Below are 13,345 nucleotides of genomic sequence, written 5' to 3' on the forward strand. Positions count from 1 at the left end.
CGCCGCGACGAACCCGCCGAACCGGGCTTCGTCCCGGCCGCACGGTTTTGACCGAACGCGCCCGACGAGTCGTGCAGGCTGACCGCTTGACGAACCGCCTCCCGGCTCATAGGATAGTCAGCGCTCACTTACTTCGAGGACGCGCGTGGCAGGTCAACGGCTGGCCGGAGCGGAGCGATCGCAGGCGATCGTCAGAGCGGCTCTTGGGCTGTTCGCCCGGGAGGGCTTCGACGGCGCCACGACCCGCAGCATCGCCCGCGCCGCCGGCGTCAGCGAAGCGCTGGTCTTCAAGCACTTCCCCGACAAGGACTCGCTTTACCGCGCCATTCTGGAGAGCAAGATACGCGACGCCGAGCGCGCCTTGCCTCTCGACGATGCGCTGCTGGCCTTGGACGACGAAGCGTTCTTCCTGCGCGTCGCGACCGACATCATCCAGAGGGTCGACGCCGACGATGCCTTCTGCCGGCTGATGCTCCGCAGCGCCATGGAAGGCCACGATCTCGCGACGGAATTCCACAAGGCCCGCGGCGGCAAGCTCCTCGGATTGATGGAAAAGCGGATCCGCTCGCGCGTCGCCCGCTCCGGCGGCAAGGCGGAGGAAGCGGTCGATCCCGCGCTGGCGGCCCGCGTGTTCAATGGCATGATCCTCTCGGCGCTGCTGGCGCGCCGCATCTTCAAGGAGCCCGTCGTCTCCCGCGCCTCGGTCGATCGCGTCGCGCGCACCCTGGTCAGGATCTTCCTCGAAGGGATCGCCCCGGAAGGGAGGGCGTCATGACCTCCCGGGGGTGGACTCTGGCGGCCATCGCCACCTGGCTGGCCGTCTGCGTCACCGGCCTGGGCGCCGAGGATTCCCCTCCTCGTTCGCTGCCGCTCAAGGCGGGCGCGCCGGCGAGCCTGGACGCCGCGCGGGCCCGAGGCTACGCGACGCTCCTGGACGTCTTCGAAGTCGCCGTCGCCCAGAACGAGCAGGTCCTCCGAGCGGGCGAGGACACCGCCCAGGCGCGCCTCTTGAGATTGCAGGCCCGCGCCGCCATCCTTCCGCACCTGAGCTTCGAGGACAACTACTACCGCCAGAACAAGGTCAACACCGTCACGACTTCCGTGGTCCCCGGCACCGTGACGCCCCCCTCCGACAACCGCAACCAGGCGTTCATCAAGCTAGAGCAGACGATCTTCAGCGGGCTGCGGGATCGTAGTTTCCTCGCCTACTCGCGCAGTAATATCGAGGCGTTCGAGCACTTGGAGGAAGACGCCCGGCGCCTCCTGTACGCGAGCGTGGCGCAGGCCTTCTACGCCGTCCTCCAGAAGGAGGGCGCGGTGAAAGCGCTGGAGGACTCGGTCAAGGTGGAGCGGGAGCGGGCGCGCGAGATCCAGGCCCGGCACGAGGCGGGCCTGGCCCGCAGGACGGAGGTCCTCCTGGTTCAGTCGCAGCTCGCCGAGGACGAATCGACGCTCACCCGGGCCCTTAACGATCTCGAGGTCGCGCGCGAGCAGCTCGGCTTCGTCGTGACCATCCCCGTCGATCTGCCCCTGCGGGACGACCTCATCGTGCCCGATCTCGCCGCTGCGGCTTCGGCTCGGCCTTCCACGGCGTCGCCGGAGCCTTCGGAGGCGGCGCCGCCTTCCCCCGCGCCCGCGGAGCCCTCCGGGGCTTTCCCCGGATCCTCCACGCCGGCGCTGGAAGCGATGCTCCGCGAGGCCAAGACCGCCCGCCGCGACCTGAAGGCGCTCGAAAAGCAGGTGGACGCGGCGCGCTTCCAGATCACGCTGGCGCGCGGAGAGTACTATCCTGACGTCTCTCTGGAAGTGGATCGGTACCTTGAGCGGCAGAACTACTCCACCTTCCAGCAGGAGACCGATTGGAGCGCCCAGGTGGACTTTACGTTTCCGATTTTCGACGGAGGCCGCATCCACGCCAACGTCCTGCAGGCGCAATCGAGGCTCCGGCAGCTCGCCCTGGATCGGGACGAGCTGGAGAGAAGGATCGCCCTGGAGGTGGAGACCGCCTGGCGGACGCTGCAATCCGACGCCGCGCAGCGCGCCACCCTGGAGGTGAGCGTCGCCTCGGCGGAGGAAAACGACCGGCTCGTCCAGGAGGAGTACCGGAACGGGCTGGCCACGAACCTGGAAGTGATCACCGGGCACAACCAGCTCCTCGCGGCGCGCCTCGACCTCGAGCGCCAGAAATACCAGGTCAAGCTCGACTGGGTGGCCCTGAAGCTTTTCCAGGGCCTCTACCTGACGCCCGCTGAATTCGCGCCGCCAGCCCCCTCCGCGCCGGCCGCCGAGGGGAGCAAGCCGGCGATGACTCCGAACGGAGTGGGAGGAGCCCCATGACGCGACAGGCGCGGGCGGCCCGGGGATCCGGCGCCCGGCAAGTCTTGGAGGAGTCCATGCTCGAAACGCTCGCGCCCGCGGAGCCGGAGCGCGAGAAACCTGCGGCCGGTAAGCCGGTGAGTTGGAAGATGCCGCGCCGCGGACCGTGGCGTGGCGCCGCCGCGCTGGCCGTCGCTTTTCTCACCGTTTCCGGGCTGGCCTGCTCCGGCAGCGGCGCGCGCGATTCCAGCGGCGGAGCGGGAGGCGGCGAAGCGCGCGGCGGCCCCCCGCCCGTGCCGGTGGAGGTCAAGGAAGTCGAGCTGCGCGACGTGCAATACACCATCCAGGCGGTCGGGTCGATCGAGGCATGGGACGTCATCCGCGTGCCGGCGCGCGTCGCGGGCGTGATCCAGAACATCGCCTTCGAAGAAGGGCAGGCGGTCAACCCGGGAAAGGTCCTGGCCCGCATCGACCCCGAGCGCTACAGCCTCGCGGCGCAGCGCGCCGAAGCCAACTACCGGCAGGCGGAAGCCCAGGCGCGCGAGGCGGAGGCGGCGCTCGCCAAGCGCCAGGCCCTCAAACAGAAGGATGCAGGGTGGGTGTCGGACGAAGAGCTATCGAACTTCACCGCCCAGCTCGATCAAGCCAAAGCGGCGGCCGCTTCCGCCAAGGCCGCCTGGGAGATCGCCAAGAAAGACCTCGCCGACTCCTTCGTCCGGGCCGAGAAGGCGGGCATGATCAACGAAAAGGTCGTCAGCACCGGCCAATACGTCACCGCCGGCACGCCCGTCGCGACCATCGTCGACGCGCGCCGGCTCAAGCTCTCCTTCAAGGTCGCCGAATCGGAAGCGGTCCGCCTCTCGCAGGCCTCCCGCATCACCTTCCGCGTCAAGGCGATTCCCGGCCGAGAGTTCGAGGCCAAGATGTACCACATCGGGGCGGCCGCCGATCCCGCCACCCGCATGGTCGATTGCCTCGCCTGGGTGGAGAATCCGGGGAATGATCTGAGGCCCGGCTTCTTCGCCGACGTGACGGCCGAGGTCGGGGAGCGGAAGGGATCGCTCGTGGTCCCGCAGACCGCGGTGCTGCCGACCGACCGCGGCTTCGTCGGCTTCGTCCTCAAAGGGGCCGATCGCGTTGAGAAGCGGTCGTTCCGCCTGGGTCTTTATACCAAGGACGGCAAGGTCGAGATCCTGGAAGGGCTTCAACCCGGCGACAAGGTGATCGTCCGCGGCGCCGCGATCCTGACCGAAGACTCCGTCGTCGCCCCGGTCCCCGCCGTGGCGAAGCCGGCCGAGAAGAACGAAGAGAACACATGACCCTTTCCGATCTTTCCATCAGGAATCCGGTCTTCGCCTGGATGCTCATGGCGGCGCTGATTATCTTCGGCGGGATCGGCTTCATGCGCCTGGGCGTCAGCCAAATGCCCGACGTCGACTTCCCGGTCGTGAACGTCAGTGTGACACTGGAAGGCGCGGCGCCGGAGGTGATGGAGAGCGACGTCGCCGACGTCATCGAGGACGCCGTCGCGACGGTGGAAGGGATCAAGGAAGTCTCCTCTTCCAGCCGCCTCGGGATGACCAACGTCACCATCGAGTTCGATCTCAGCCGCAACATCGACGCGGCGCTGCAGGACGTGCAGACGAAGATCGCCCAGGCCCAGCGCAACCTGCCGCGCGAGATCGATCCCCCCGTCGTCACCAAGACCAACCCCGAGGACCAGCCGATCATGTACATCGCCCTGACGGGGAACCGTCCGCCGCAGGAGCTGGCCGACTGGGTGCGGAACCGGCTGAAGGATCAGCTCCAGATGGTTCCGGGCGTCGGGGACATCCTACTTCCCGGATACCGGGAGCGGAACGTGCGCGTCTGGCTCGACGGCGCGCGACTTCAAGCCTACGGACTGACCGTCACCGACGTCCTCAACGCCCTCAAGCGCGAGCACGTGGAGATTCCCGCCGGACGGATCGAGACCGGCGAGAAGGAGATGAACGTCCGCGCCGAGGGGGAGGCGATGTCGATTGCCGATTTCGGGGCGATCGTCATCGCCGAGCACGAAGGCTCGCAAATCCGCCTGCAGAACGTGGCCATCGTGGAGGACGGCCTGGAGGACAAGCGGCGCATCAGCCGCTCCATGGGACTTCCGGCCCAGGGGATGGGGATCCGCAAGCAGCGCGGCACCAACGCCGTCGCAGTCGCCGACGGAGTGAAGAAGAAGCTGGAGGAGCTTCGCAAGATCCTCCCCAAGGACCTGAACCTGGCGATTGTCTTCGACGGCACGGCCCCAGTGGAGGAATCGATCCATGAGATCGAATTCACCCTGATCCTTTCGGTCTTACTGACCGGCCTCGTCTGCTGGCTCTTCCTGGGATCGTTCTCCTCGACGCTCAACGTCCTGCTTTCCATCCCTACGTCCATCATCGGGACGTTCGCGGTTCTCTATTTCTTCGGTTTCACGCTCAACACTTTCACCCTGCTGGGGCTGTCGCTCTCCGTCGGGATCGTCGTCGACGACGCCATCATGGTCCTGGAGAACATCTACCGGCACGCCGAGCGCGGCGCCTCGCGCCTGAAGGCATCGCTGGACGGCGCCCGCGAGATCACCTTCGCGGCCATGGCCGCCACCGCGGCCATCATCGCGATCTTCCTTCCGGTCGCTTTCATGAAAGGGATCATCGGAAAGTTCTTCTTCCAGTTCGGCGTCACCGTCTCGGTGGCCGTCGCCTTCTCGCTTCTGGAGGCGATTACGCTGACGCCTTCGCGCTGCTCCCAGTTCCTGGACGTCGGCGAGCGGACCACCTGGATCGGGCGTCAGGCGGAAGCCACCTTCAATCGCCTCTCGAACCTTTACAAGCGCGCGCTAGGCCCCTGCCTGCGCCACCGGTACCTGGTCCTCGCGGCCATGGCGGGGATCTTCCTCGTTTCGCTTTCGATCCTCGGCTTCATCAATCGCGAATTCGTCCCGTCCCAGGACATCAGCCGCGTCCTGGCGCGGGTCCAGACCCCGGTCGGATCCTCCATCGATTACACCGACGAGCTGATGAAGCGCTGCGAGCAGTGGGTGGTGTCGCGGCCCGAGGTGAAACTCTACTTCGCGGTCATCGGCGGATTCGGGGGCAGCGACGTCAACACCAGCGCCCTGTTCGTCACGCTCAAGCCGCGCTCCGAGCGTCACGTCAGCCAGGCCGAGTTCATGGCCGACATGCGCCGCGAGCTGAACAAGATTCCCTCGCTGCGGGTGACGATCCAGGATCTCTCGCAAGCCGGGTTCACCGCCCAGCGCGGCTTCCCCGTGGAGTTCACGGTGCGCGGCCAGGACTGGGGCGTCCTCGCCGACAACGCCCAGAAGATCATGGGGGAGATGAAGGCTTCGCCCCTGTTCGTCGACGTCGACACCGACTACCTCGTCGGGATGCCCGAAGTGCAGATCCTCCCCGACCGCAAGCTCGCTGCCGACCTGGGCGTGTCGATGCAGGACATCGGCGACACCGTGAACTCCCTGATCGGAGGCGTCCGCGCCGTGAAGTTCCAGGACAAAGGGAAACGCTACGACGTCCGCGTGCGCCTGCTCGCCGAGCAGCGCCTGCGGCCCGAGGACATCTCGCCCCTTTTCGTCCGCACCCGTACCGGCGACCTGGTGCGCCTCTCCGACATCGTCCACGTCGACGTGAAGCCGTCGCTGCTCACCATCACGCGGCGGAACAAGTCGCGCGCCATCGGACTTTTCGCCAACGTCGCCCCAGGCAAGTCCCAGGCCGACGCTCTCGCGGAGGTCCAGGCCATTTCCAAGCGCATTCTCCCGGAAGGCTACCAAGTGGTCTTCAGCGGCAGCGCCCAGACTTTCCAGGAATCGTTCACGAGTCTCATCTTCGCCCTCTTCCTGGGGCTGCTGGTGTCGTACATGGTCCTCGCGTCCCAATTCAACTCCTTCAACCACCCGATCACCGTGCTCATGGCGCTGCCCTTTTCCTTCACCGGCGCCCTGATCGCCCTGTGGGTGACGGGACAGTCGCTGAACGTCTACTCGATGATTGGGATCATCCTGCTGATGGGGATCGTCAAGAAGAACTCGATCATCCTCGTCGACTACACCAACCAGCTGCGGCGCGCCGGCCGCGATCGCGATCAGGCGCTGCTCGAGGCCTGCCCCATCCGGCTCCGGCCGATCCTGATGACGTCGCTTTCCACGATCGCCGGCGCCATCCCCGCCGCCGTCTCCCTCGGCCCGGGCGCGGAGCTTCGCCAGCCGATGGCCCTCGCCGTCATCGGCGGCGTGATCGTCTCCACCGGCCTGACGTTGTTCGCCGTTCCCGCCGCCTACCACCTCCTCGACTCCTGGTTCGGCCATCGCCGCGAAGCCTTCGAGCGCTCCTACGCCCAGGCGACGGGAGCTTCCGGGGCGCCGCTCCCCGCGACCCATCCCGCTTCCGCGGTTCCTCTCGACCCGGTGCGCTGACCCGCTGCCGAGCCCTTCACCCTCCGCGCGTTGCTTGCTCTGAACGCTTTGCTGGTCGTATAGTTTCCACGTCCCCGAAGATCGACGAGCCGCGATGACCGCCAACGGGGTTTCCCAGAGGTCCGATTGCTGAGTTTTCAAAGCCACCGGCCCTCGGCGCTCCAGGGCGAGCTTGCGATGATGCGGAACATCCCGCGGCAGCATCGACACAGTTGAGCGGAAGGAGGCGCGATGTCGCTTGATGCGGAGGGTTTCGCGGTGCTGCTGCCGGACGAGCAGCGCTGGCGTGAATCGAATATCATGAAGATTCCGAACACCAACCTCCTGCATGATCTTGGGGGGGACGACCGGCTCGGAGGGCGTCTATGGCGTCTTCCGCCGTTCTCGGCGAACACCTGGCACCGGCACGTCGATTCGTGGGAATTCTACTTTCTTCTCGAAGGCCTGGGACGCATACGCCTCGGCGAGCGCGTCGTCACGGTGCCTACTTATGGCTGCGTCCTGGTGGCTCCCCGGACGCTCCGTCAGGTCTTCAACGACACCTCCGAGGAGGCGCTCTGGCTGATCGTGGCGGCGCCCCAGGAGGGGCAATCGGGCTCCAAGGTGGAGCACTCCCGCTTCTATCCGCAGGATCCGAAGTCGCTCCCGGCCGAGCTCGCCGGACGAGCGTGGCCGCCGCCGGAGTGAATCGCTCCTGGGGCTCGCCTCCAGCAACCGCCCGCGCGCGCCGCGCCGCCGGCGCCTCCATGGTGAGCGGCCGAAGGAGTCACCAAGTCATGACCTTTCCCAAGACCCTCGCCGTTGCCGCGTCGCTTCTCGCCTCGACGGTGATTCCGCTGCCCGGCTCCGAGGCCGTGCCGTGGAAGCCCGCCGGCATCTCCAGCCCGCAGTTCGAGTCGCACGCCGCCTTTGATCCGAGGACGGGCGACCTCTACTTCGTGCGCAGCTCCCCGGCGTTCCAAGGCTGGCGGATTCTCGTCAGCCATTGCACCGCGACGGGATGGTCCAAGCCCGAGCCGCCCGCCTTCGCGGGAGACGGAGTCGAGGCTGACCCTTATTTCACCTCCGACGGCCGAAGCCTCTATTTCATCTCCTCGCGATCGCAGAACGGGATGAAGCGGAAGGACCTCGACATCTGGCGGGTCGATCGAGGGGCGGACGGCGTCTGGGGCGCTCCCACGCTCCTGCCGGAGCCGGTCAACTCCGCCGGCATGGAGTGGTTTCCGAGGCCCGGCCCCGACGGCTGGCTCTATTTTGGCTCGGACCGAGGCGGCGGCCTCGGAGGGAACGACATCTGGCGGGCGCGCCGCGATGCGGCCGGCCGCTGGAAGGTCGAAAACCTCGGTCCGGCGGTCAACACCGCGGGGGACGAGTATGAGCCGTTGCCTTCGTCCGACGGCTCCCGCTTGATCGTCATGGCCGACGGCGGCCTGTACGAAGCACGCAAGACCCGGACCGGTTGGTCGGCTCGGGTCAAACTGGGCGCGGAGGTGAACGTCAACGGCAGCGAGATCGGTCCGCTGTTTTCCCCGAGCGGACGATCCCTGTTGTTCGCCCGTGACACGAAGGAGCCGGACTCCGGCGAGTTCTTCGTCTGGCATGAAAGCGATCCCGAGGCATGGCCGCCCGACTGTCCCGCCGGCCGTTCGTGACGACCGATCCGGACGCAAAGGATTCGAGCCTCGAGGCCAACAGGAGCAGGAGCATGTTTGCACTTCTCATGGGGCTGAAGACGATATCGCCCGGCGCCCTGCATCGACGGATGAAGAGCTCCGAGCCGTTATCCATCCTCGACGTCAATTCTCGCCAGAGCTGGATGAAAGCTCACGTCCCGGGCGCAAGAAACCTCGACCCTGACTACAAGGACAGCGATTTGCCGCCGGACAAGACGGAAGCCCTGGTGTTCTATTGCTCCAACCCGATGTGCCGGAAAGCCCCCCACGCCGCCCGTCGAGCCAAGAAGATCGGCTACAGCAACGTCCAGGTCATGTCGGCGGGGATCAGCGGCTGGCTCGCTTCGAAGCTCCCGACGGAATCCGGGGAGTGACGTGCAAACCGACGAATCCTACGAGGAACGGGTGGCCCGGAACTTGGCGGAGCTGGGAATTCCCGCCTCATACGCCGTGGATCGGCCGATGCCGCTCCATACCGAGGCCGAGGATCTCGTGCCGGTTGGCTTGGACATCCACGGCCGGGAGCGGCACCTCGCGCCTTACGCCGCGGCTGCGTGGACGGAGCTTCAGGCCGCGGCGCGTGGCGATGGCATCACGTTGCTGCTCGTCTCGGCCTTCCGGAGCTTGGAGTATCAGCGACAGATTTTCGACAGGAAGATCGCGGCGGGCGAAGGCCTGGAACAGATCCTCCAAGTGAACGCGCCTCCGGGCTACAGCGAGCACCATACGGGCAGAGCCGTGGACCTGACCACTCCGGGCTGCGCGCCACTATCGGAGGAGTTCGAGACGACGGCGGCATTTGATTGGCTCGTACGAAACGGGGGGCGATTCGGCTTCGCCATGACGTATCCGCGCGAAAACCGGTTCGGAATAGCTTACGAGCCGTGGCACTGGGCCGTCCAGGAACAGATCGGATGACCATGCGCCCTGTTGCCGCTCAGCCTAATCAACGAAGGAGATGAAGTGCCGCTACGGGTTGATCCCGAACAGAACGAAGTGCGCGCCCTTAGACAGGTCGTGGATTGGCATGGAAAACGGGTTCTCGAGATCGGCTGCGGCGACGGACGGTTGACTCGGCGTCTGGCCCGCTTGGGTGCGGACGTGCTGGCGATTGATCCCGATGCGGCTCTCGGCCGCTTGGCGCGCCGTCATCTACCCAAGCGACTCGTCTCGCGTATTCGTTTCAAGGTCGGAGGAGCGACACGTCTCGAATACCCGCAGGGATCTTTTGATGTCGTCGTGTACTCATGGGTCCTGTGATGAGTGCCGCCACGGGGCATGGTTCATGCCCTTCGCGAAGCCTGGCGAGTGCTGGTGCCTGATGGCATCCTGATCGACTTGCGGCCCGCGACGGTGCATCGCCGGGTCGGGCTCGTGCGCGCCGGCCGGCCTCGGTGGCTCGGAATCATGCACGAGCGATTCGACGACGACTATGCGGCCAATCGTGCGGTCGCCGAGGCCGTGCGACGAGGCCTGTTCAAGGCCGGTGGACGCGCGCGCTTCGGATGCAATCGGACCATGGACAGTCTGGCGGAGCTTCGTGCCTGGCTGGATAAATACGTGAGATTGGATAAGCTGCCTCCGCACGATTGGCTGCTGGAGAGGGTTCATCAGGCGCTGGAAGCGAAACGCGGAAAGGCAAAAATTGTTGTCACCGGACCGCTCGATTTACACGTCTTCAAGAGACGGGAACCGAGCCGCCGGGATCGAGCTCTGAAACGGAATCGACTTGTTGCAGGAGGAACTCCTTGAGGTCATCCACCAACTCCGAGACGCTCGCGGTCGAAAGCGCCGTCCACGAACGCTATGCGCGGGGCGCGCGGCAGCGCGAAGAAAGTCTCTGCTGCGCGACCGAATACGAGGCGCGCTACCTCGAGGCCATTCCCCGGGAGGTGGTGGAGCGCGATTACGGCTGCGGCGATCCGTCCTCCCACGTCCGAGAGGGAGACACGGTCCTCGATCTGGGAAGCGGAGGAGGGAAGATCTGCTTCATCGCCTCGCAGATCGTGGGTCCCGGCGGCCGGGTCGTCGGAGTCGACGCGAACGAGGAGATGCTGGAGCTGGCCCGCGGCGCGGCGCCCGAAGTCGCGCGGCGCACCGGCTGCGCCAACGTGTCGTTCCGGCGCGGCAACATTCAGGATCTGAGGCTCGATCTCGATCTTCTCGACGAATGGCTTCGCGACCACCCGGTCGGCGGCGCTTCCGACTTGCCGGCGCTGGAGGAGGCCGCGCGGCGCCTGCGGCGCGAGCGGCCGCTTGTCCCCGATGCCTCCATGGACCTGGTGATTTCGAACTGCGTGCTGAACCTGGTGCGCGAGAACGACAAGCCGCCATTGCTGCAGGAGATCTTCCGGGTGCTGAAGCCCGGCGGGAGAATCGCCCTCAGCGACATCGTCAGCGACGAAGTGGTCCCGGAGGATCTCAAGCAGGACGCGGAGCTCTGGAGCGGCTGCGTGTCCGGCGCTTTCCAGGAGGGCGAGCTGCTGCGCGGCCTCGCATCGGTGGGATTCTACGGGGTGGGCATCGAGCGGTGGAAAGAAGAGCCATTCCGCGTAGTGCGCGGAATTGAATTCCGCTCCGTGACCGTCACGGCCCGTAAGGGGAAGGAGGGGCCCTGTTTCGAAGGGAACCAGGCGGTCCTCTACAAAGGCCCGTGGAAGCAGGTGGAGGACGACGACCACCACGTCCTGAGGCGCGGCGAGCGCACGGCGGTCTGCGACAAGACGTACCGCATTCTCACCTCCGAGCCCTACGCGGACCAAATCATCCCAATCCCCTCCCGGATTGAGATTGCCGCGGAAGATCGCAAGGCTTTCGATTGCTCCCGTACCGCTCCGAGGCATCCGCGGGAGACCAAGGGAGAGGCCTACACCGCGACGACCGAAGGGGACGGCGCCTGCTGCCCCCCGGGGAGTTGTTGCTGATGGGTGACCGGCATTCCGGCAGGAGACCGGAACTCGCCTGCACCGGAGTGAGTCCGCTACTCTAAGGGGCCCTGCGCATGCCGAGGCGGTGAGAGCATGCGCGTTCCGGATGGTCGAGGAGGACGATTTGCACGACACGCGCGAAACCGCTTTGGCCAAGGTCCCCGAGGTCACGCTGATCTTCTGGATCATCAAGATCGCGGCCACCACGCTCGGCGAGACCGGGGGCGACGCGGTATCCATGTCGATGAATCTTGGCTATCTCGTGGGCACCGCGATTTTCGCGACACTTTTCGTCGCCGCGGTCATCGCCCAGATATCCGCCAGGCGGTTTCACCCCCTCTTGTACTGGATCACGATCATCGCCTCGACGACGGTGGGAACGACTTTGGCCGACTTTGCCGATCGCTCGCTCGGAATCGGCTATGCCGGAGGAACGTCCGTTCTCCTGGCGCTGCTCATCCTGTCGTTGTGGGTCTGGTACCGAACTCTCGGCTCGATCTCGGTGAGCACGGTGAGCTCTCCTCGAGCCGAGATGTTCTACTGGCTCACGATCATGTTCTCCCAGACCCTCGGCACGGCCCTCGGCGATTGGACCGCCGACACGGCCGGCTTGGGGTATGTCGGGGGCGCGATCGTGTTTGGAACTCTGCTGGCTCTCGTGATTGCGGCGTACCTGTGGACGAGAGTTTCCCGCACTCTCTTGTTTTGGCTGGCCTTCGTCCTGACTCGACCGCTCGGCGCCGTAGTCGGCGACTTCCTGGACAAGCCCGTCAGCTCCGGCGGATTGGCGCTGAGCCGCTATACAGCCTCCGCAGCCCTTCTCGCATTGATCACGATCTGCATCTTCGCGTTCCCGCAGCGAGCGGCACAGAAGGCACATTGATCGAGCTGGAGTCGCGTCGCGCGGGTCACGGCCCCGTGACGCTGACCAGTTGGGCGAGCTCGGAGTCGCCCGTCAGAGCCAGCTCGAAGACGATTCCGATCCCCGGGGCGTAGATCTTCTGATCGTAAGCGCCGGGCTCGATCCGAGTCGCCTCGAGCGTCACCAGCGTGTTGCGCAGCTTGCCGTACGGCACCGTGATCGTTCCTCCCACCTCGACCACCCAGGCGGTGTCCTCCGCCTCCCCGACAAGAAACTCCTGTCGATAGGCATCCGGAATCTGAGGATTTGCCTCCATGATGATTCCCGGCTGAGCCCCCTTCACGCCAGCCACAAATGACCCAGAGGTGTCAGTCTTCCCGTTGGCCAAATAGGCGGTCGTGTCCTCGCCAAGGTACCAGACGGTGCCCTGCTTGTCCTGCGCATAGTAATCGAAGGTCTTTTCCAGCAGCGTCCCATCGTGCGTGGCCACGTCGCTGACCACCGTCGCGGTGATGCCCAGGATCACTTTCGTCTGGTTGGTCACCGTGACCGTGTCGATTTGGGTCTGGCCGTCCTTGATCCCCTGGTAGACCAGCGTCCTTCCGACAGGAAGCGGGAAGTAGGGGTTGTCGACGACCGCGACGAAGTTAGCGGGGTCGAGCACCGGATGGTAATCGACGGCGGCTCCGGCGTTTGAAACCCAAGCGACAAGCACGATCCCGGCGATGGCGGCCCCGGCTGACAGCCCGAGCGACTTTTTTGACATCGAAACCTCCTTGGTTTGACCTGGTTGATTCTTCATGTCCTTGGCGCGCGGTAAGCTTCCCGCGCCTATGGATGCGCTACCCTTCCTCTTGTTAGAGGCGCTGTCCCTCTCCGATCCTTCGGCCAAAGCGCCTTTCCTCCCTCATTTCTCCATGCTACAGCCGAATCCGCCGAAGACAACCTCATGGGCTCGGGCAGGTCATGACTCCGCTGGATCAAACTCGTCGAGGGTTCCTGCAGGCATCGGCTTCGAGAGAATGGTGGAGCGGGTGGACGGAATCGAGAACAAGCTCGGCATCTACGATCTGGCGCAATTCACCCCACCGGGAGGCGCGTGAGGCGTGGC

Annotated in this window: 13 protein-coding genes; 12 read left to right on the forward strand and 1 reads right to left on the reverse strand. The window is 65.7% G+C overall.

What is annotated here, in order from left to right; genetic code table 11:
- Window positions 1-145: 145 nt before the first annotated feature.
- From VGR67_07525 to VGR67_07580, 12 genes are all read left to right on the forward strand, one after another.
- Entirely contained in the window at window positions 146-775 is a 630-nt protein-coding gene (locus VGR67_07525) for a TetR/AcrR family transcriptional regulator (protein HEV8336246.1), read from the forward strand.
- Window positions 772-2,337, forward strand: coding sequence for a TolC family protein (locus VGR67_07530; GenBank protein HEV8336247.1), 1,566 nt, complete (start codon window positions 772-774; stop codon window positions 2,335-2,337). The genes VGR67_07525 and VGR67_07530 overlap by 4 nt, the downstream gene beginning before the upstream one ends.
- The gene (locus tag VGR67_07535) at window positions 2,334-3,635 is read left to right on the forward strand and encodes an efflux RND transporter periplasmic adaptor subunit (protein HEV8336248.1); all 1,302 of its coding nucleotides are present in this window, start codon (window positions 2,334-2,336) and stop codon (window positions 3,633-3,635) included. Before VGR67_07530 ends, VGR67_07535 begins: the two co-directional genes overlap by 4 nt.
- Window positions 3,632-6,772: an efflux RND transporter permease subunit gene (locus VGR67_07540; GenBank protein HEV8336249.1), complete on the forward strand. Its 3,141-nt coding sequence runs from the start codon at window positions 3,632-3,634 to the stop codon at window positions 6,770-6,772. The genes VGR67_07535 and VGR67_07540 overlap by 4 nt, the downstream gene beginning before the upstream one ends.
- Window positions 6,773-7,003: 231 nt before the next feature.
- Complete coding sequence (locus tag VGR67_07545) at window positions 7,004-7,459, forward strand: cupin domain-containing protein (GenBank protein HEV8336250.1); 456 nt, start codon at window positions 7,004-7,006, stop codon at window positions 7,457-7,459.
- Window positions 7,460-7,548: 89 nt separating this feature from the next.
- Window positions 7,549-8,424, forward strand: a complete 876-nt coding sequence (locus VGR67_07550; GenBank protein HEV8336251.1) for a hypothetical protein — start codon at window positions 7,549-7,551, stop codon at window positions 8,422-8,424.
- A 53-nt stretch (window positions 8,425-8,477) separates the two neighbouring features.
- Window positions 8,478-8,819, forward strand: coding sequence for a rhodanese-like domain-containing protein (locus VGR67_07555; GenBank protein ID HEV8336252.1), 342 nt, complete (start codon window positions 8,478-8,480; stop codon window positions 8,817-8,819).
- A gap of 1 nt (window position 8,820) precedes the next feature.
- Window positions 8,821-9,363: a M15 family metallopeptidase gene (locus VGR67_07560; protein ID HEV8336253.1), complete on the forward strand. Its 543-nt coding sequence runs from the start codon at window positions 8,821-8,823 to the stop codon at window positions 9,361-9,363.
- 12 nt (window positions 9,364-9,375) lie between these two features.
- Complete coding sequence (locus tag VGR67_07565) at window positions 9,376-9,705, forward strand: class I SAM-dependent methyltransferase (GenBank protein ID HEV8336254.1); 330 nt, start codon at window positions 9,376-9,378, stop codon at window positions 9,703-9,705.
- An 18-nt stretch (window positions 9,706-9,723) separates the two neighbouring features.
- Window positions 9,724-10,197 carry a hypothetical protein gene (locus VGR67_07570; protein ID HEV8336255.1) on the forward strand — a complete coding sequence of 158 codons (474 nt, stop codon included), beginning with the start codon at window positions 9,724-9,726 and terminating at the stop codon, window positions 10,195-10,197.
- The gene (locus VGR67_07575; protein ID HEV8336256.1) at window positions 10,194-11,369 is read left to right on the forward strand and encodes a methyltransferase domain-containing protein; all 1,176 of its coding nucleotides are present in this window, start codon (window positions 10,194-10,196) and stop codon (window positions 11,367-11,369) included. Before VGR67_07570 ends, VGR67_07575 begins: the two co-directional genes overlap by 4 nt.
- Window positions 11,370-11,478: 109 nt before the next feature.
- Window positions 11,479-12,255 carry a hypothetical protein gene (locus tag VGR67_07580; GenBank protein ID HEV8336257.1) on the forward strand — a complete coding sequence of 259 codons (777 nt, stop codon included), beginning with the start codon at window positions 11,479-11,481 and terminating at the stop codon, window positions 12,253-12,255.
- 25 nt (window positions 12,256-12,280) lie between these two features.
- Here the strand turns inward: VGR67_07580 and VGR67_07585 are convergent, their stop codons facing one another.
- Complete coding sequence (locus VGR67_07585; GenBank protein HEV8336258.1) at window positions 12,281-13,000, reverse strand: hypothetical protein; 720 nt, start codon at window positions 12,998-13,000, stop codon at window positions 12,281-12,283.
- Window positions 13,001-13,345: the final 345 nt, after the last annotated feature.

It is taken from the genome of Candidatus Polarisedimenticolia bacterium, from assembly GCA_036004685.1.
Lineage (GTDB): Bacteria > Acidobacteriota > Polarisedimenticolia > Gp22-AA2 > AA152 > DASYRE01.

Bases quoted from the DNA above. Each gene is read 5' to 3' on its own strand.
- VGR67_07545 (HEV8336250.1), top strand. From the start codon at position 7,004: ATGTCGCTTGATGCGGAGGGTTTCGCGGTGCTGCTGCCGGACGAGCAG.
- VGR67_07555 (HEV8336252.1), top strand. From the start codon at position 8,478: ATGTTTGCACTTCTCATGGGGCTGAAGACGATATCGCCCGGCGCCCTG.
- VGR67_07540 (HEV8336249.1), top strand. From the start codon at position 3,632: ATGACCCTTTCCGATCTTTCCATCAGGAATCCGGTCTTCGCCTGGATG.
- VGR67_07535 (HEV8336248.1), top strand. From the start codon at position 2,334: ATGACGCGACAGGCGCGGGCGGCCCGGGGATCCGGCGCCCGGCAAGTC.
- VGR67_07580 (HEV8336257.1), top strand. From the start codon at position 11,479: ATGGTCGAGGAGGACGATTTGCACGACACGCGCGAAACCGCTTTGGCC.
- VGR67_07550 (HEV8336251.1), top strand. From the start codon at position 7,549: ATGACCTTTCCCAAGACCCTCGCCGTTGCCGCGTCGCTTCTCGCCTCG.
- VGR67_07585 (HEV8336258.1), bottom strand. From the start codon at position 13,000: ATGTCAAAAAAGTCGCTCGGGCTGTCAGCCGGGGCCGCCATCGCCGGG.
- VGR67_07570 (HEV8336255.1), top strand. From the start codon at position 9,724: ATGGTTCATGCCCTTCGCGAAGCCTGGCGAGTGCTGGTGCCTGATGGC.
- VGR67_07530 (HEV8336247.1), top strand. From the start codon at position 772: ATGACCTCCCGGGGGTGGACTCTGGCGGCCATCGCCACCTGGCTGGCC.